This window comes from Pantoea sp. BS_8 (assembly GCF_041954965.1).
Taxonomy (GTDB): Bacteria; Pseudomonadota; Gammaproteobacteria; order Enterobacterales; family Enterobacteriaceae; genus Pantoea; species Pantoea stewartii.
Map to the genome: position 1 here is coordinate 50,675 of NZ_JAVAXU010000007.1, position 17,326 is coordinate 68,000.

Consider the following 17,326-nt stretch of genomic DNA (forward strand, 5'->3'; position numbering starts at 1 on the left):
GCGTCAGGATGGGCTATGCAGCGGACGTTCTCTACGGCTGCGAATCAGACCGACATGATTCAGTAATCCGTAAAGCAGTTTCGCCACCGCCAGGCAGGCCGCAAAAATAAGGCAAAAAAACACCACGCGGGAGCCAAATGCATCCAGCCCTTCACGCGCCAGTACAATCATGTTGAATACCGCACCAAAACAAAAACTTTGCAGAATGGCCCCCGTATAGTGATTCGACTCACTGCGTCCGCGCTTATACAAGCTATCAAAGCCTTTAATTATTAAGCCTACAGCCACAGCACCTGGCACTATCGCCCCAATACCGCCCATCACCAGCAGTGAACCGATCAAGGTAGGAGAGATCGCCAGACCTGAATGGTTATTAAGCACCTCCCATGTGAAATAGTTGGCACTGTTCAGGACGGTCAGAGGACGATCGGGCCACAGCCATGACGGGATAAATACATAGAAATCACGCCACATGGGCGCTAAACCCTGAAAATCGATTTTATGGTAATTTTCGAGCAGCAACGCCAGATTTTCCCAAGGCGAAAAAGTGTCCCGGGTCAGATAAAGAAAGGTATAAAACGCTTCTGCGCCCATTACGTCCAGGTTATAGCGTCGCAGCGCCAGCCAGAACATACCGGCAATGGCCATCACGCCAGCGACGGCCAGCATCCATAAGGTTATCCAGCCACGCGTAATTCCGATAAACAGAAACAGCGCAAAAGCGATGATGATATTGGCACGCGTCCCGCCAACCAGCGCATAGGTCAGCAAGCCAAAACTGACGGTGACAATCAGAAAGAGCAGCCAGTTACGGCGTGTAGGATGTAAAAAATACGGGATCAACATCGCCGGAATAAAGAAATAGAAAAAGCGCTTCAGAGCGACACCGGAAACCTCACTGGAAAAGATCTGGTTATAGGCTGTGAGGCGAAATAATAAAAAGCCGTTATGGATGAAAAAAACCGTCACGGTCGCGATGGCGACCAGCGCCAGCAGGCCACAGGTCAAATGCGTCTCCACACGGTTCATCTGTAGCCAGGGCCGGGCAGGTGATGTCGCCATCGGCCTGAGACGGACCTTGTAACTGACAAAGTAAATGACATAAAACGCTGTGGCAGACAGCATCGCCTGCAGTAAAAAATCGGCCGGCACCACCTGAGTGTCAAAACGAAACACCAGAATGCTGGTAAGTGGAAACCCAAAATAAAAGGTCAGCAGAAACAGCAAGGTAAAAAACAGGTGAAAGTTAAATCGTTCCTGTTTCATCTCGCGTACATTCAGCGTGACGATGATCATGAGTGACAGCACATAGACTAACAGCAGACCACTAAACGCCAGTAGACTCATGAAGGCTCTCCTTCGCAAAGGCGCAACGCCGCCTGCCAACCCACGAGATAGCCCGGCGCCAGAAACGCAACGTGCTGCTTGTCGCATCCCATGAGCTGTCGGCGCGCTTCTGCAACGATAGCAGGCGTCAGCGCATCATCGCTGAACAGGACCGGAAGCTGTTGCGCGGTGACATCACGCCAGAAAGGATTTTTACGCGTCAGCACGAAGGGGATATTGGCTTGAATCAACAAACACAACGTGCCTACGCCCTGCTGCCGCTCGAACATAAAATAGCCTAAATGGCAGCGCGCCAACAATGCCAGATAATCATCGAAGGCCAAATTTTCACGCAGTAACGTTACCTGCCCCTGAGGAAAAAGTCTGTCAGCGGCATTCTGAATCCGGGCAATATACTCATCGTTATTGGGCGGATAGCCAAGCGGCACCGCAATACGCACATGCTGGCCAAACTGCGCCCGAATCGCCTCCAGCCCTTCTGTATGACGATTACTGGCATCGCCTGAATTCCCCAGCAGCACCGTCAGGATGTCATCCGGGCGGGGCGTTATCGCCGCGGTGGGTAAACGGGTTGGAAAGTAAAGTAAGGTGCGCGGTACCGAAGGATGGCGTTGCTGATAATGATACAGATCGCCTTCAGTCGCGAAGACACGAGCAATCCGCCCCTGCGCAATACGACGCAGAAAATAAAACAGGCGGAATTTGAGGCTGCGCGAGTCTTCATATAAATCGGCGCCCCAGACGTGCCAGTACACCTGAGACCGGTGCAGCCTGCCACTCAGTAACGCCAGCCACAGCCAGGGATTAAACTGTCCATGGCAAAAGAAACGCTGCTCGCGCTGTTTAGCCCGGCGTAAAAGTGCTTCAGAGAGCGCTTTCTTGCTGCTAAACGTTTCAATGCGCAATGCATCAAAGCCAATAAGGCTTTCCGGCTGCCTGGTGACCACCATAAAGTGACGCGCCACAGGCGCAGGCAGTTCGGTACTCATCACGTCATTAAAAAAACGCAACACCGTGAGATTGTGATGGGGAATATCCGATCCCAAAACGTGAATCAAAGTCATTTTCTTCGGCAGTAGAGAATAAAGGCGCCACAGCAGAGCGCGAAATAGGTAATGTACGTGAACATATAGGCTTGCGCTGCGCCACTGGCACCGTGTAACGGAATCAGCCAACGGGAAAACAGGGTCAGTAACGCAAACTGACTGATTTCCGTCAGCACATAAAAACGTAACGATGCTTTCGCGATGACCAGATAGCCAAAAACATAAGCCCCCACTTTAAAAACATCCCCACACAACTGCCAGACGAACAGATCCCGCATATCATGGAATGCGGCAGAAAACAGCAGGCGGATAGCGATATCCCGCATTATCCACACGATCAGGCTGGCCGCCGCGACAGCCGGCAACACAAAGCGCAATGCCCGTCCGATCTCTCGTGCAATCTCTGTTTTGTTTTCTAACCTGGCCAGCGTGGGCAGCAGCCAGACGCTAAAAGTTGCGGTAATAAACTGCAGGTAAGCATCGGAAATACTGGTCACGCCCTGCCATAAACCGACCTGAGCCCAGCCGTTGTGAGCGGCAAGTTGGTTTCGCATCATGACCCAGGCAACCGGAAGCGTGACGGCGGTGATCAGTGCCATCAGCGTATATTTTGCCAGCTGACGCGCCATCTCAGGCTGCCACTGCGGACGCAGCCAGCTTAAGGGCAGCGGCACACGATACCTGAATATCACCAGGGCAGGAATAACCAGTAATGCCGGCACCATCGCTAAACCGGTTAATGCGCCCGCGTACCCTCCCAGCCCCCAGCACAGCATATAACCGGCTACGCCAGTCACGCTGCCTGTCATCAGCGCCAACGCATTACCCTGTGCATCCCGGTAGCCTTTAATTAAAGCCAGAATGAGATTGGCCCAGGCAATGCCGAACTGCAAAAAAGCAACGATACGGATAACGTTTTGATAGCGATCGTGCCCAAACAAGGCGGTACTGACAGGGGCTGCAGCAAGCAAAAAAACCAGCGCCAGCAGTGTTGAAAAGCCTGTCACCATCGCCGAGGCCGTTCCAACCAGCGCGCGCAACGGCTGCGGTTGCTGGCGATATTGCGCGACAAAGGTTGTGACGCCGTTGAAAATCCCGGCCCCCGCCAGAACGCCCAGCACCGTGATCAACTGTCGAAAATTCCCCGCCTGACCAACGCCTTCCGGGCCGTAACTGATCGCCAGCAGCTTGACCACCAGCAGGCCCACGGCAATTTTGACCAGAGTTGAAGAGGCCGTCCATACAGAGGCTTTGGCTAATGACATCAGGAAAAGAAGCTCAGCAGTGAGCTGATAACCGTGCTCTGGTTATTATCTGACAGGTTAAAAAACAGCGGCAGCCGCAATAAGCGCTCACTTTCGGCCGTGGTGAAGCGGTCATCGCCCGCAAAACGGGAAAACTGCAGGCCAGCAGGTGAAGTGTGCAGCGGAATATAATGGAAAACGGCCAGGATTTCGGCCTCTTTAAGCCAGTTAATCAACGCCTGACGATGTTCCTGATCGCGCAGTTTAATATAGAACATGTGCGCGTTGTGCTGGCAGTCGGCCGGAACCGTGGGCAAGGTAATGTGGCCGCTTTCTGCCAGCGGTTTTAGCGCATTATAGTAGCGCTGCCATAACCGCAACCGCTGCTGGTTAATACGCTCGGAGGCTTCCAGTTGCGCCCAAAGATAAGCCGCCTGTAGATCCGCCATCAGATAACTGGATCCCATATCGCGCCAGGTATATTTATCTACCTGACCACGAAAAAACTGGCTGCGGTTGGTGCCTTTTTCACGGATGATTTCCGCACGCTCAACCAGGCTGGCATCATTGATCAACGTTGCACCGCCTTCTCCGCCCGCCGTGTAGTTTTTGGTTTCGTGAAAACTAAAGCAGCCGATATGACCGATAGTGCCTAAGGCCCGCCCTTTATAACGTGACATCACGCCCTGCGCAGCATCTTCAATGACAAACAGCTTGTACTGGGCCGCCAGCGCCATGATCGTGTCCATCTCACAGGCAACGCCGGCATAATGTACCGGTACGATAGCACGCGTTTTATCCGTGATGGCGGCTTCGATGAGCGTTTCATCCATATTCATCGTGTCAGGGCGCACATCCACAAACACGATTTTTGCGCCCCTGAGTACAAAGGCATTCGCAGTGGACACAAAGGTGTAACTCGGCATGATGACCTCATCGCCGGGTTGAATATCGATCAGCAATGCCGCCATTTCCAGTGATGCGGTACAGGAAGGCGTCAGTAACACTTTTGCACTGCCGAAACGCTGTTCCATCCACTGCTGGCAACGGCGCGTAAAACCACCATCGCCGCAGAGCTTGCCGCTGCTCATGGCCGACTGCATATAGTCGATTTCGCTGCCCACAACCGGGGGCGCATTAAAGGGAATCATGACCTCTCCTGTAAAACCAGTACGCCGTGCTTTCCAGTCGTGCACCACTGCGTAAATAAAGACGCATCGCCGTGAGATTGCTGATTTGTGTTGCGACGCGCAGCCGATCGAGCTGGCGTACACGTCCCCAGTCAGCTGCCGCCAGCATCAGGCGCTGACCAATGCTTTGCCCCTGCGCCGCAGGCACGACAGCAAGTAAGCCAATGCGGGCATCGCCATCTACCTCACGCAAAGACACGAATCCCTGCAGCGCACCGCTGTCATCGCAGGCCACCAGACACTGATGATCAAAGGTGCCAAGTACCGCATTTTCAATCCACTGCGCGTAAAAACGTCCGCTCTCATCTGGCGCAAACCACGGCGAACGAAACCGACTCTGGCGGAAAGCCTGAGAAGCCGCCTCACGCAGTGCGGGGATCTGGCCTTGACGGGCAATACGAACCCCCGTTTGCCGCTCGGTTCGTTTAATCGTGAGGGACAACTCCGCCTCGCCCTCCACCAACTGGAACTGATGTTGATTCAGGGCGTCAATAGTGGCGGTCTGATCAGCGGGCACTTTAATTTGAAACAACGCACAAGGATGCTGAAGCGCGCTTTCCAGCGGCAATGTTCCACCCGTTTCCAGTCTGACAGACTGGATGCCGAAAAACTGGCTCTCCCAGTCGAGGGGATTGACCTTAACGTGAACGGACATGTGTTCCTCAGAGCTTTGTTAATCAGCGTCTATTTTCAGCGCCAGACACCTTTCGTATCAACGACCCATTGCTGGGTCACGTGCGCCGCATCAATGGCGCGGAACGCCTGATGATCGACCAGCATCACCAGAATATCGGCCTGTTGCAGCGCCTGCTCTGTTGACACCAGCGTGGCCTGCGTTTCCAGACGTTCGGGAATCTGCTCAATATGCGGTTCAGTCACCCAGGTACGGCCCTGATGCCAGTCTGCAATCAAATGGGCGACTTCCATCGCCGGGCTTTCACGCAGGTCATCAATATTTGGCTTAAACGCCAGGCCAAAACAGGCAATCGTCAGATCGCTGGCGCGCTTATCGGTTTGCGTCAGACAGTCTGCCAGTGCTTTTTTTACCTGCTCCAGTACCCAGTGTGGCTTGGCATCATTCACTTCGCGGGCGGTACGGATCAGTCGCGCTAAGTCAGGGTTCTGCGCCACGATAAACCAGGGGTCGACGGCAATGCAGTGTCCGCCTACGCCGGGACCGGGTTGCAGAATATTCACACGAGGATGACGGTTTGCCAGCGCAATAAGCTCCCAGACATTAATCTGCTGCTCAGCACAGATCAGGGACAGCTCATTGGCAAACGCAATGTTTACGTCCCGGAAGCTGTTTTCGGTCAGCTTGCACATTTCGGCGGTACGGGCATGAGTTTCCACGCACTCGCCCTGGAGAAAAAGACGATATAACGCGCTGGCACGGGCAGAACAGGCTGGCGTCATGCCGCCAATAACACGATCGTTTTTAATCAGCTCGACCATGATCTGGCCGGGCAAAACACGCTCAGGGCAGTAAGCAATAAAAACGTCCGGTTCATCGCCCTGCTGGGGGAAACGTAAATCAGGCCGCGCGGCAGCCAGCCACTCCGCCATCTGCTCGGTACTGCCTACCGGAGACGTCGACTCCAGAATCACCAGATCGCCTTTTTTCAAAACCGGTGCGATGGATATTGCGGCCGCCTGCACAAAACGTAAGTCGGGCTGGCGATCGGCCTGGAAGGGCGTAGGGACGGCAATCAAAAAGGCATCCGCCGCTTCCGGTTGCGTGGTGGCACGTAAATCGCCACGCGCAACGGCTGCCTGCACCACCTGTTCCAGATCGGGTTCGACGATATGAATGGCACCGCGGTTGATGGTGTCAACAGCCCGGGCATTGATATCAACGCCCACCACTTTTTTTCCCTTTGAGGCAAAAACGGCTGCGGTAGGCAGCCCAATGTAACCCAGTCCAATGACGGAAATGGTTTCAAAACTCATAAGTTGGCTCTGTTATCTTTTAAGGCTTGTAAGATTCGCCCGCAGGCATTGCCATCCCCATAGGGATTATGGGCGCGGCTCATGGTCTGCCAGGCCTCGTCGTCATTCAGTAATGCGCTGACTTCGGCAACAATCTTCGCCGTATCCGTTCCCACCAGCTTTACTGTTCCCGCGTCAACCGCCTCTGGCCGTTCCGTGGTTTCACGCATCACCAAAACGGGTTTACCCAGTGAAGGCGCTTCTTCCTGAATTCCGCCAGAATCGGTGAGAATGAGCCAGGCACGATTCATGAGCCAGACAAACGGCAGATACTCCTGCGGCTCAATCAGTACTATGTTCTTGATGTCGCGCAGAATGCGGTTAACGGGCTCATGGACATTCGGGTTGAGATGCACAGGATAAACGATCTGCGCCTCAGGGTGCTGACGCGCAATTTCGGCTAAAGCGCTACAAATACGCTCAAACCCCCCGCCAAAACTTTCCCGCCGATGGCCCGTTACCAGTACCAGCTTTTTGTTTTCATCCAGAAACGGATAACGTGCAGCCAGTTGCGCATTAATGGCGTTATCATCCAGTACCCGATCGCGCACCCACAGCAGGGCATCAATCACCGTATTGCCGGTAATCACAATGCTGTCATCGGGCAGATTTTCATCCAGCAGGTTCTGTCGGGAACGGGAGGTTGGCGTGAAATGCAGCCGTGCCAGATGGCCTGTCAGTTTACGATTGCCCTCTTCAGGCCACGGCGATGCCAGATCGCCTGTCCTTAAACCCGCTTCAACATGGCCGACAGGTATTTGTTGATAGAACGCAGCCAGACTGGCCGCCAGCGTGGTTGTGGTGTCACCGTGAACCAGAACAATGTCGGGTTTGAAATCGAGAAGGACGGTGTGCATGCCTTGCAGGATACGGCAGGTTATTTCCGTTAATCCTTGTTCAGGCCGCATAATATTGAGGTCGTAGTCAGGTTGAAGCTGAAATAAGCTCAGCACCTGATCGAGCATTTCACGGTGCTGTGCGGTTACGCACAGCCGTGATTCAAAAGCCGGATCCTGTGCCAGGGCCTGAACGAGTGGTGCCATCTTAATGGCTTCAGGTCGGGTGCCAAAAACTGTCAGAACTTTCACACTGTTTCTCTCAATCTTGTGTATCTGACATGGGTCGCCGACGACGTGCCAGTGCCACACCGGCGCCAACCAGTGCCCCTACCGCGCCCCACATCACCATCATAAATACCCGGCGTGGGCTGTCACGTGACACCGGCTCTTCCGGTGTACGTAAATAACGGTAGGTCTGAAATTTGTTGGTTAACGCAGGTCCTGCATCCAGTGTCGTCAGCATCGCTTTATTTTGATCGTAGCTTATATCAAAGCTCGGTCCCGTCGCACGCAGGGTGTCGAGTTGCCCCTGCAATAGCGGCTGACCGATTAAAAACAGGTCGCTGTCAGCAAGACTCTCACTGACTTCATTCGTCTGTTTTTCAGTAATTCCTTTTTGGCTGGCCACCTTCAGCGCCTGTTCCAGACGATGAATGCGACGCTGGAAGACGGCATTCGCCACAGCTTCCTGACGCCTGACCTGTGCCTGAAGTTGCGCATCTCGTGCCTGCCACGCACCTTTTAGCTCCGCGTTGAGATGACGTGCTGCGCGCTCACTGGCATAGGCAATGTACTGACGCAACAGGTTGTTGGCATCGCTCGCCGTTTCCGCTTTCAGTTTGACGCTGTCGAACGTGTTACGCGCGGTATCCGCTGGCGTAAACTGGATGTTATCAATTAGCTCATCTAACAGGACCGCATCATTGTGCGCATTGCCGCTTTTCCGGCTTTTGTAATAGTCGGTTTGCAGCCAGAACTCGCGACGAGTATCCCAGGAGGAAAGCTGCACCAGAAACTCATGATAAACCTCATCCATCACGTTGGGAGACGCGCTGGTTAACGTCACGGCGTCATTGCGTAAATCCAGGTTATTGAGAAACTGCTGCTGTGAATAGTACGAGCCCAGCATATTCACTGTTGGACGTCCTGTAATCGCCGTTGTGCTCCATACCTGTTTCATCAGCAGCGTCGCCAGCCAGGCTGCCACTGCAAACAGCACTGCGCAACCGACTATCCAGTGCTTTCCGCGCCACAAGCGGCAGCACAGGCCGCGAATATCCAGTTCGTTCTCCACAACGTTTGCAGGCATCACAGCGTCATCCTTTTTAAGACTCATCAGGGTTCATTTTTCCTGGCATTTCTAAAATTATTCAGGCGGCGTTTAAAGCGTCTGATTTTTCTTGCCACGCGCCATGCGTGCTTCAAACAATAGCCGTAACCCATGAAGGCAATCAGAAACAGAATTAACATCACCCATTCAGGTATAAAGGCAAGGTATTCTCCCAGTACGCCAATACCTGCAAGAAGTGCCGCAGCGGAAGTAATCAGGACGAAAGCCTGACGGGAAGTAAAACCGGCCCGCATAATTAAATGGTGAATATGCTGACGATCGGCAGAAAAGGGGCTCATTCCCTTGCTTAAACGACGATACATGATGGCTACCATATCCATTAAAGGAATGGCGATTAGCCACAATGCCGTAACAGGTGTAATAGGATGACTCAGGCCCTGAGTCGTTTCGAGCAAAATCCATATGATGGTGAAACCAATCATAGTGCTGCCCGCATCCCCCATAAAGACTTTGTAGCGCCGGCCCAGAAAACCGAGATTAAGAAAAACATAGGGTAATGTGGCGGCGATCATCGCGAAGCACCACATTGCGAGGCTGTGTTGGCCATCAAGGTAGAGAATAATTCCCATTGCCGCAAAGGTCACAATGGAAAGCCCCCCTAAAAGGCCATCGATGCCATCGACCATATTGAAAGCATTAATTGCTGCCCAGACAGCAAAAAGAGTGAGGACGTAACCAAACGGCCCGACAATCAATTCAACCGGGCCTATGATAAATCCGAGGCTCAGCAAATAGAGCTTGCCAAAAAACATCATCACTACAGCCACAATACCTTGTACTGTCGCGCGAATTTTTACGCTGATGTCGAACCTGTCATCCAGCGCCCCGACAAATACCAGTACGCCCGCGCAGGCCAGGTAAAGCATGGCGTGCGGCAGGTAATAATTAGTAATGTAAAAGGCGAAACAGATACCTGCATAAACGGATATGCCCCCCACCAGCGGTACTACCCCCTGGTGGCGCTTACGCATATTGGGCTTGTCAACCAGTCCAATTTTCTCGGCTGCTTTACGAGCAAGGAAAAGAAACGCCAGGGAAAAGACAAAAACTAAACCAAGCTCAGTACTCATAGTGAGTAAATTCACGTTAAACGCTCTCAGCTATCATCCTGGATACACACAATACGCGAAAGAAGGCGCATATTACCGTCCCAGATTCCGAATTCGGCATTAAGCGGTGTACGAACGGTCAACCGTCCACCACTTTCACCGTCATTATTATTACGTCTGCCAGACCACAATCCTATAGCCCGTAAATGAAAAACGCCACGTCAGAACGTGGCGTCAGAGCTATTTTACGATCTTTTAAAGTAAAAAACGCCATCCTGCTCAGATGGCGCTTAAAAGGATCAAGAGCGCTTCATCATGTCGAAGAATTCATCGTTGGTTTTGGTCATGGCCAACTTGTTGATCAGGAACTCCATCGCGTCGATTTCGCCCATTGGGTGAATAATTTTACGCAGGATCCACATTTTCTGCAGTTCTTCCTGAGAGGTTAACAGCTCTTCTTTACGTGTACCGGAACGGTTGTAATCAATGGCCGGGAAGACGCGTTTTTCCGCAATCTTACGTGAGAGATGAAGCTCCATGTTACCGGTGCCTTTAAACTCTTCGTAAATCACTTCGTCCATTTTCGAACCGGTATCCACCAGCGCAGTCGCGATAATGGTCAGGCTGCCGCCCTCTTCCACGTTACGCGCCGCACCAAAGAAACGCTTAGGACGATGCAGGGCGTTAGCATCCACACCACCTGTCAGCACTTTACCGGAGGCCGGCACCACGGTGTTATAGGCACGGGCCAGACGCGTAATGGAGTCGAGAAGAATGATGACGTCTTTTTTATGCTCAACCAGGCGCTTAGCTTTTTCGATCACCATCTCTGCGACCTGAACGTGACGCGAAGCCGGCTCATCGAAGGTTGAGGCAATCACTTCGCCTTTGACCAGGCGTTGCATCTCTGTCACTTCTTCCGGACGCTCATCGATCAGCAACACCATCAGCACGCAGTCAGGATGGTTATAGGCAATGCTCTGTGCGATGTTCTGCAGCAGCATGGTTTTACCGGCTTTTGGCGGAGCAACAATCAGGCCACGCTGACCGCGGCCAATGGGCGACGCCAGGTCCAGTACGCGCGCCGTTAAGTCTTCGGTTGATCCATTACCGCGCTCCATACGCAGACGGCTGTTAGCGTGCAGCGGCGTAAGGTTTTCAAACAGAATTTTGTTGCGCGAGTTTTCAGGCTTGTCGTAGTTGACTTCATTAACTTTCAGCAGCGCAAAATAGCGTTCACCTTCTTTTGGTGGGCGAATTTTGCCGGCGATGGTGTCACCAGTGCGGAGGTTAAAGCGGCGAATTTGGCTGGGAGAAACGTAGATGTCATCAGGACCGGCGAGGTAGGAGCTGTCTCCAGAGCGGAGGAATCCAAATCCATCCTGCAATATCTCCAGCACACCATCACCGAAGATGTCCTCGCCGCTTTTCGCGTGCTGCTTCAGGATTGAGAAAATAATGTCCTGCTTGCGCATACGAGCCTGGTTTTCCAGCCCCATATTCTCGCCGAGGGTAATCAGCTCAGAAACCGGCGTATTTTTTAATTCGGTAAGATTCATAGTGATGGGTTCTTAAACTCGGGGTAATACTCGAAATGTTTGTCGTGAATGGTATGGCAGTTAATCCATGCCTGTTCTGTTAATGACTTTTCAACTCTTCTCAACGATCGTTGTCTTGAATGATGACTGGAAGCGAGGAGTCGGTCGATTTAAGTCAGAGTAGAGCTAGTCGTTAGATTGCTAAACCGCTGGTAGGTACAGTGCGACAGGGTTTAACAAGGGAAAACTTTGAATGCTAACTACAAGGTATGATCATAGTGCAGTGAAAATAAGTTAGCACGCTTAAAAGCGAACGTCCAGCAGGAGGAAAAAATTTAACCACTGCCGAACGTTCAGCCCGCTTACGCCAGGTTGGCGTTCAGGAACTCTTTTAATTGACCTTTGGACAATGCGCCCACTTTCGTTGCAGCGACTTCACCGTTTTTAAACAGCAGCAGCGTCGGGATGCCACGAATGCCGTATTTCGGTGCGGTACCTGGGTTATCGTCAATATTCAGCTTAGCGATGGTCAGCTTGCCATCATACTCTTCTGCAACTTCATCAAGGATTGGGGCGATCATTTTACAAGGACCACACCATTCAGCCCAGAAATCTACCAGTATAACGCCGTCGGCTTTCAGCACGTCGGTGTCGAAACTGTCATCGGTCAGATGAACGATTTTATCGCTGCTCATGTTTTACTCCACAAGATTATGCCTGGCGAATTGGCGTAATATAAACCAATGTTGGTTGACTTTATTTCATCGGATACGCTTTCGTAAAGCGATAGTAAGCTGATATTCTACCACACTATGAGCAAAACACACTTAACTGAACAGAAGTTTTCCGACTTCGCCCTGCACCCACAGGTAGTGGAAGCCCTTGATAAAAAAGGGTTTCATAACTGCACGCCTATTCAGGCGTTAGCACTGCCATTTACGCTTTCAGGGCGTGATGTCGCAGGTCAGGCGCAAACCGGTACCGGCAAAACGATGGCGTTTTTAACGTCAACGTTTCATCATCTTCTTTCTCACCCTGCACCAGAGGGACGCCAGGTTAACCAACCACGCGCGTTAATTCTGGCACCTACGCGTGAACTTGCCGTGCAAATTCATGCGGATGCAGAACCGCTGGCGGCATCGACCGGCCTGAAACTAGGCCTGGCTTACGGTGGCGACGGCTATGACAAGCAGTTAAAAGTTCTGGAAAACGGTGTCGATATTCTGGTCGGCACCACGGGTCGCTTAATTGATTATGCGAAGCAGAATCACGTCAACCTCAGCGCCATACAGGTCATGGTGCTGGACGAAGCCGATCGCATGTTCGATCTCGGCTTTATTAAAGATATTCGCTGGTTGTTCCGCCGCATGCCACCCGCAACTCAACGCCTGAGCATGCTGTTTTCGGCCACGCTCTCTTATCGCGTGCGTGAACTGGCCTTTGAGCACATGAACAGCGCCAAATACGTTGAAGTCGAGCCGGAACAAAAAACGGGCCACCGCATTAAAGAAGAGCTTTTCTATCCTTCCAACGAAGAGAAAATGCGTTTGCTGCAAACGCTGGTGGAAGAAGAATGGCCCGATCGCGCGATTATTTTCGCCAATACGAAACATCGCTGTGAAGATATCTGGGGCCATCTGGCTGCGGACGGTCACCGTGTCGGCTTGCTGACCGGCGATGTGGCTCAGAAGAAGCGTTTACGCATTCTGGATGACTTTACCAAAGGTGACATCGATATCCTGGTGGCGACCGATGTTGCGGCACGTGGCCTGCATATTCCCGCAGTGACACATGTCTTTAACTACGATCTGCCTGATGACCGCGAGGACTACGTTCATCGCATTGGCCGTACAGGACGCGCAGGGGCAAGCGGCCACTCAATCAGCCTGGCATGCGAAGAGTACGCGTTAAATCTGCCGGGTATTGAAGAGTACATTGGTCACAGTATTCCGGTGAGCAAATACAACAGCGATGCGCTGTTAAGTGAACTCCCGCCGCCGAAACGTCTGACGCGTAATCGTACAGGCAACGGTCAGCGTCGTGGCGGAAATAACGCCAGTCGTCGCGGTGCTCCACGTCATAACAACCGTAAACGTTCGGGTTAAGTTCACCATGCTAAGCGCATCGACACTCTATGCTGCGATTGATTTAGGATCTAACAGCTTCCACATGCTGGTAGTCAGCGAAGTGTCTGGCAGTATTCAGACTATCGCCAAAATCAAACGCAAGGTGCGCCTGGCTGCTGGCCTGGACAGCGCCAATCATTTGTCAGCTGAAGCGATGGCGCGGGGCTGGCAATGTTTGCGGCTTTTCTCGGAACAACTTCAGGATATTCCGCCTGACCAGATTCGGGTGGTGGCGACGGCTACGCTGCGTATTGCAGTAAATGCACAGGTCTTTCTGGATAAGGCTCAACAGATTCTGGGCTGCGCCGTCAATGTGATTAGCGGTGAAGAAGAAGCCCGTCTGATTTATCAAGGCGTGGCGCACACCACCGGCGGCTCCGATCAACGTCTGGTTGTCGATATCGGCGGCGGCAGTACCGAGTTAGCCACCGGTGACGGCTCCCATGCCAGCGTGCTGTTTAGTTTGCAGATGGGCTGTGTCACCTGGCTGGAACGCTTCTTTGGCGATCGTCACCTGGCGCAGGAAAATTTTGACCAGGCAGAACAGGCCGCCAAAGCCATGCTGCAGCCCATTTCGGCAGAACTGCGCAAACAGAGCTGGCAGGTTTGCGTCGGTGCATCCGGCACCGTGCAGGCGTTACAGGAAATCATGGTGGCGCAGGGCATGGATGAGCGCATCACCCTGAGCAAACTCCAGCAGTTAAAGCAGCGCGCTATTCAATGTGGCAAGCTGGAAGAGCTTGAAATCGAAGGACTGACGCTGGAACGTGCGCTTGTGTTCCCCAGTGGGCTCTCAATCCTGATCGCCATTTTTCAGGAACTCAATATCGACAGCATGACGCTGGCCGGTGGTGCACTGCGCGAAGGGCTGGTGTACGGAATGCTGCACTTACCTGTTGATCGTGATATTCGCAGCCGTACGCTGCAAAATGTTCAGCGCAGGTTCAACATCGATGTGTGCCAGGCCGATCGGGTACGTCAGCTGGCTGAAAGTTTCTTTCGCCAGGTCAGCGTGGTCTGGAAACTGGATCAGCGCTGTCGGGAATTACTCCTGAGCGCCTGTGCTATCCACGAAATCGGGCTGAGCGTCGATTTCCGTCAGGCACCTCAGCATGCTGCCTACCTGGTTCGCCATCTTGATCTGCCGGGTTTTACGCCCGCGCAAAAAAAGCTGATCGCCTGCTTACTGCAAAACCAAAGCGGCAGCATCGATCTTGCGTTACTGACCCAACAAAATGCCGTACCGCCGCGTCTGGCTGAGCGCCTGTGTCGCCTGCTGCGCCTGTCGATTATCTTTTCCAGTCGCCGTCGCGATGACACCCTGCCTGCCGTACGTATGCAGGCCGATGATGAAGCGCTGAATGTCACATTGCCGGCGGGCTGGCTGGATGTACATCCGCTTCGGGCGGAACTGCTTGAACAGGAAAGTCATTACCAGTCCTATGTACACTGGCAGTTATCGCTGACCTGAGTACTTGCGGTTACGCCCGATCGGCGCATTAACCCTTTTTCGCCTTTTCCAGCATCGCCCGTAATCCGGCCACCCGACTCTGGCCGGTTTTCATTCGCTCTTCAGCACTGACCACCTTACGCTCGGTTTCCCACACCACATCATCCTGCGGCAGCTCCAGCAAAAAGCGGCTGGGCTCGGGGCGAACCAGTTCACCGTACTGACGGCGCTCACGGCATAAGGTGAACGTCAGCTCTTTCTGCGCACGGGTGATACCGACATAGGCCAGACGGCGCTCTTCTTCAACGTTATTTTCATCAATACTGCTCTGATGCGGGAGCAATCCTTCTTCCATGCCAACCAGGAAAACATAGGGGAATTCCAGCCCTTTAGACGCATGCAACGTCATCAGCTGCACCTGATCTGACTCGTCGTCACTTTCGCCGCGCTCCATCATGTCGCGCAACGTAAACCGCGTGACGACCTGGGCCAGCGTCATCGGCTCATCCAGATCGCTCCCTTCCAGCATTTCCGTCATCCATTGAAACAGCGTATTGACGTTTTTCATGCGCATTTCAGCGGCTTTAGGGCTACCGGAGGTTTCAAACAGCCAGCTTTCATAATCGATGCCGCGAATCAAATCACGGACAGCGTTAACGGGTTCCCGCTCACTGAGCTGGATAATCTCATTGAGCCAGTGAGTGAAGCGCTGCAGATGCTCAAGACCGCGGCCGGTCAGGGTCTGCCCCAGTCCCACATCGAAGCTGGCGTTAAAAAGACTTTTACTGCGGATAGTGGCCCATTCACCCAGTTTTTGCAGCGTCGCCGGGCCAATTTCACGCCGGGGAGTATTCACAATCCGTAAAAAGGCGCTGTCATCGTCGGGGTTAGTGAGTACGCGTAAATACGCTAACAGATCTTTTATTTCTGGCCGTGAGAAAAAGGAGGTGCCACCTGAAATCCGGTAAGGGATACGGTTCTGCATCAAGAATTTTTCGAATACCCGGGACTGGTGATTCCCCCGGTACAGAATGGCGTAATCTTTATACTGCGTTTTATTGATAAAGTGATGAGCAATCAGTTCACCCGTTACCCGCTCGGCTTCGTGTTCTTCACTGTTTGCGCTCAGCACTTTCAGTTCACTACCGATACCCAGTTCAGAAAACAGGCGCTTCTCGAACACGTGCGGATTGTTGGCAATCAGGATATTGGCAGCTTTAAGGATACGCTGTGAAGATCGGTAATTCTGCTCAAGCTTCACCACTTCCAGCGTCGGGAAATCCTCATTCAGCAGGACCAGATTTTGCGGACGCGCTCCGCGCCAGGAATAAATCGACTGATCGTCATCGCCAACGACAGTAAAACGCGCTCTGGCACCCACCAGCAATTTAACCAGTTCGTACTGGCTGGTATTGGTATCCTGATATTCATCGACCAGCAGATAGCGAATACGTTGCTGCCAGCGCTCGCGCACTTCCTGATTACGCTGTAGCAGAAGGGTCGGCAACAAGATCAGGTCGTCAAAATCCAGCACATTACAGGCTTTAAGGTGCTGATCATACAGGGCATAGCAGTGCGCGAAAACGTTATCGCGCTCCGAACGGGCTAATGCCGCCGCCTTGGGCGGATCAACCAAATCATTTTTCCAGTTGGAAAGGGTGGAAATCAACTGCTGCAGTAAGGTCTTGTCCTCTTCCAGCCACTGGCTGGTCAGGTCTTTAAGCAGGGCCAGTTGATCCTGGTCGTCGAACAGGGAAAAGTTAGACTTCATTCCCAGCGCCGCATATTCGCGCTTAATAATCTCCAGTCCCAGGGTATGGAATGTCGAGATCATCAGGCCGCGCGCCTCCTTACGCCCCAGCGTTTGCGCGACGCGCTCTTTCATTTCACGTGAGGCTTTATTCGTGAACGTCACGGCCGCAATGTGGCGCGCCTGGTAACCGCACTCCCGAATCAGATGTGCGATCTTATTGGTGATAACGCGGGTTTTACCCGAGCCAGCCCCCGCCAGCACCAGACAGGGACCGGTGACAAATTCGACGGCACGTTGTTGGCTGGAGTTTAAACGCATAGGGAATCGCTCTGTTGGAATAAGATACCCGCTTCGCCTCACACGCGTGCCAACGGCATGAACGCGGTGCCGTTAACGTCTCTGCG

The 17,326-nt window shown here is 52.8% G+C and carries 14 protein-coding genes; 2 read left to right on the top strand and 12 right to left on the bottom strand.

Annotation, left to right across the window (positions count from 1 at the left end; genetic code table 11):
- Positions 1 to 3: 3 nt before the first annotated feature.
- From wzyE to trxA, 11 genes are all read right to left on the bottom strand, one after another.
- Positions 4 to 1,347, bottom strand: a complete 1,344-nt coding sequence (wzyE, locus tag RAC65_RS14235; RefSeq protein WP_164482730.1) for an ECA oligosaccharide polymerase — start codon at positions 1,345 to 1,347, stop codon at positions 4 to 6.
- Positions 1,344 to 2,411 (bottom strand): TDP-N-acetylfucosamine:lipid II N-acetylfucosaminyltransferase, encoded by a 1,068-nt coding sequence (locus tag RAC65_RS14240; RefSeq protein ID WP_375096815.1) that lies wholly within the window; start codon positions 2,409 to 2,411, stop codon positions 1,344 to 1,346. The genes wzyE and RAC65_RS14240 overlap by 4 nt, the downstream gene beginning before the upstream one ends.
- Positions 2,408 to 3,658: a lipid III flippase WzxE gene (wzxE, locus tag RAC65_RS14245; RefSeq protein WP_039339227.1), complete on the bottom strand. Its 1,251-nt coding sequence runs from the start codon at positions 3,656 to 3,658 to the stop codon at positions 2,408 to 2,410. Before wzxE ends, RAC65_RS14240 begins: the two co-directional genes overlap by 4 nt.
- Positions 3,658 to 4,788 (bottom strand): dTDP-4-amino-4,6-dideoxygalactose transaminase, encoded by a 1,131-nt coding sequence (rffA, locus tag RAC65_RS14250; protein ID WP_205958934.1) that lies wholly within the window; start codon positions 4,786 to 4,788, stop codon positions 3,658 to 3,660. Before rffA ends, wzxE begins: the two co-directional genes overlap by 1 nt.
- Positions 4,775 to 5,482 carry a dTDP-4-amino-4,6-dideoxy-D-galactose acyltransferase gene (gene rffC / locus RAC65_RS14255; RefSeq protein ID WP_133745812.1) on the bottom strand — a complete coding sequence of 236 codons (708 nt, stop codon included), beginning with the start codon at positions 5,480 to 5,482 and terminating at the stop codon, positions 4,775 to 4,777. The genes rffA and rffC overlap by 14 nt, the downstream gene beginning before the upstream one ends.
- Positions 5,483 to 5,517: 35 nt before the next feature.
- Positions 5,518 to 6,777 (bottom strand): UDP-N-acetyl-D-mannosamine dehydrogenase, encoded by a 1,260-nt coding sequence (wecC, locus tag RAC65_RS14260; protein ID WP_110268648.1) that lies wholly within the window; start codon positions 6,775 to 6,777, stop codon positions 5,518 to 5,520.
- Positions 6,774 to 7,904, bottom strand: a complete 1,131-nt coding sequence (gene wecB / locus RAC65_RS14265; protein WP_033737347.1) for a non-hydrolyzing UDP-N-acetylglucosamine 2-epimerase — start codon at positions 7,902 to 7,904, stop codon at positions 6,774 to 6,776. Before wecB ends, wecC begins: the two co-directional genes overlap by 4 nt.
- A gap of 10 nt (positions 7,905 to 7,914) precedes the next feature.
- Entirely contained in the window at positions 7,915 to 8,964 is a 1,050-nt protein-coding gene (wzzE, locus tag RAC65_RS14270; protein ID WP_375096844.1) for an ECA polysaccharide chain length modulation protein, read from the bottom strand.
- A 26-nt stretch (positions 8,965 to 8,990) separates the two neighbouring features.
- Positions 8,991 to 10,076, bottom strand: a complete 1,086-nt coding sequence (gene wecA, locus RAC65_RS14275) for a UDP-N-acetylglucosamine--undecaprenyl-phosphate N-acetylglucosaminephosphotransferase (RefSeq protein ID WP_033737346.1) — start codon at positions 10,074 to 10,076, stop codon at positions 8,991 to 8,993.
- 278 nt (positions 10,077 to 10,354) lie between these two features.
- Complete coding sequence (gene rho, locus RAC65_RS14280) at positions 10,355 to 11,614, bottom strand: transcription termination factor Rho (RefSeq protein WP_006121431.1); 1,260 nt, start codon at positions 11,612 to 11,614, stop codon at positions 10,355 to 10,357.
- Between the two features lie 341 nt (positions 11,615 to 11,955).
- Positions 11,956 to 12,288 (bottom strand): thioredoxin TrxA, encoded by a 333-nt coding sequence (gene trxA, locus RAC65_RS14285; RefSeq protein ID WP_006121430.1) that lies wholly within the window; start codon positions 12,286 to 12,288, stop codon positions 11,956 to 11,958.
- A gap of 117 nt (positions 12,289 to 12,405) precedes the next feature.
- On the opposite strand from trxA, the gene rhlB reads away from it, so the two are divergent.
- Both rhlB and gppA read left to right on the top strand, forming a co-directional pair.
- A complete protein-coding gene (gene rhlB, locus RAC65_RS14290; protein ID WP_375096816.1) occupies positions 12,406 to 13,698 on the top strand; it encodes an ATP-dependent RNA helicase RhlB in 1,293 nt (430 codons plus the stop codon).
- 7 nt (positions 13,699 to 13,705) lie between these two features.
- A complete protein-coding gene (gppA, locus tag RAC65_RS14295; protein ID WP_058701516.1) occupies positions 13,706 to 15,190 on the top strand; it encodes a guanosine-5'-triphosphate,3'-diphosphate diphosphatase in 1,485 nt (494 codons plus the stop codon).
- A 28-nt stretch (positions 15,191 to 15,218) separates the two neighbouring features.
- Here the strand turns inward: gppA and rep are convergent, their stop codons facing one another.
- The gene (gene rep, locus RAC65_RS14300; RefSeq protein ID WP_033737343.1) at positions 15,219 to 17,240 is read right to left on the bottom strand and encodes a DNA helicase Rep; all 2,022 of its coding nucleotides are present in this window, start codon (positions 17,238 to 17,240) and stop codon (positions 15,219 to 15,221) included.
- Positions 17,241 to 17,326: the final 86 nt, after the last annotated feature.

What these genes read in the sequence shown, in the direction of transcription:
- wzyE (WP_164482730.1), bottom strand. Translation starts at nt 1,347, where the DNA reads ATGAGTCTACTGGCGTTTAGTGGTCTGCTGTTAGTCTATGTGCTGTCA.
- RAC65_RS14240 (WP_375096815.1), bottom strand. Translation starts at nt 2,411, where the DNA reads ATGACTTTGATTCACGTTTTGGGATCGGATATTCCCCATCACAATCTC.
- wzxE (WP_039339227.1), bottom strand. Translation starts at nt 3,658, where the DNA reads ATGTCATTAGCCAAAGCCTCTGTATGGACGGCCTCTTCAACTCTGGTC.
- rffA (WP_205958934.1), bottom strand. Translation starts at nt 4,788, where the DNA reads ATGATTCCCTTTAATGCGCCCCCGGTTGTGGGCAGCGAAATCGACTAT.
- rffC (WP_133745812.1), bottom strand. Translation starts at nt 5,482, where the DNA reads ATGTCCGTTCACGTTAAGGTCAATCCCCTCGACTGGGAGAGCCAGTTT.
- wecC (WP_110268648.1), bottom strand. Translation starts at nt 6,777, where the DNA reads ATGAGTTTTGAAACCATTTCCGTCATTGGACTGGGTTACATTGGGCTG.
- wzzE (WP_375096844.1), bottom strand. Translation starts at nt 8,964, where the DNA reads ATGCCTGCAAACGTTGTGGAGAACGAACTGGATATTCGCGGCCTGTGC.
- wecA (WP_033737346.1), bottom strand. Translation starts at nt 10,076, where the DNA reads ATGAGTACTGAGCTTGGTTTAGTTTTTGTCTTTTCCCTGGCGTTTCTT.
- rho (WP_006121431.1), bottom strand. Translation starts at nt 11,614, where the DNA reads ATGAATCTTACCGAATTAAAAAATACGCCGGTTTCTGAGCTGATTACC.
- trxA (WP_006121430.1), bottom strand. Translation starts at nt 12,288, where the DNA reads ATGAGCAGCGATAAAATCGTTCATCTGACCGATGACAGTTTCGACACC.
- rhlB (WP_375096816.1), top strand. Translation starts at nt 12,406, where the DNA reads ATGAGCAAAACACACTTAACTGAACAGAAGTTTTCCGACTTCGCCCTG.
- gppA (WP_058701516.1), top strand. Translation starts at nt 13,706, where the DNA reads ATGCTAAGCGCATCGACACTCTATGCTGCGATTGATTTAGGATCTAAC.
- rep (WP_033737343.1), bottom strand. Translation starts at nt 17,240, where the DNA reads ATGCGTTTAAACTCCAGCCAACAACGTGCCGTCGAATTTGTCACCGGT.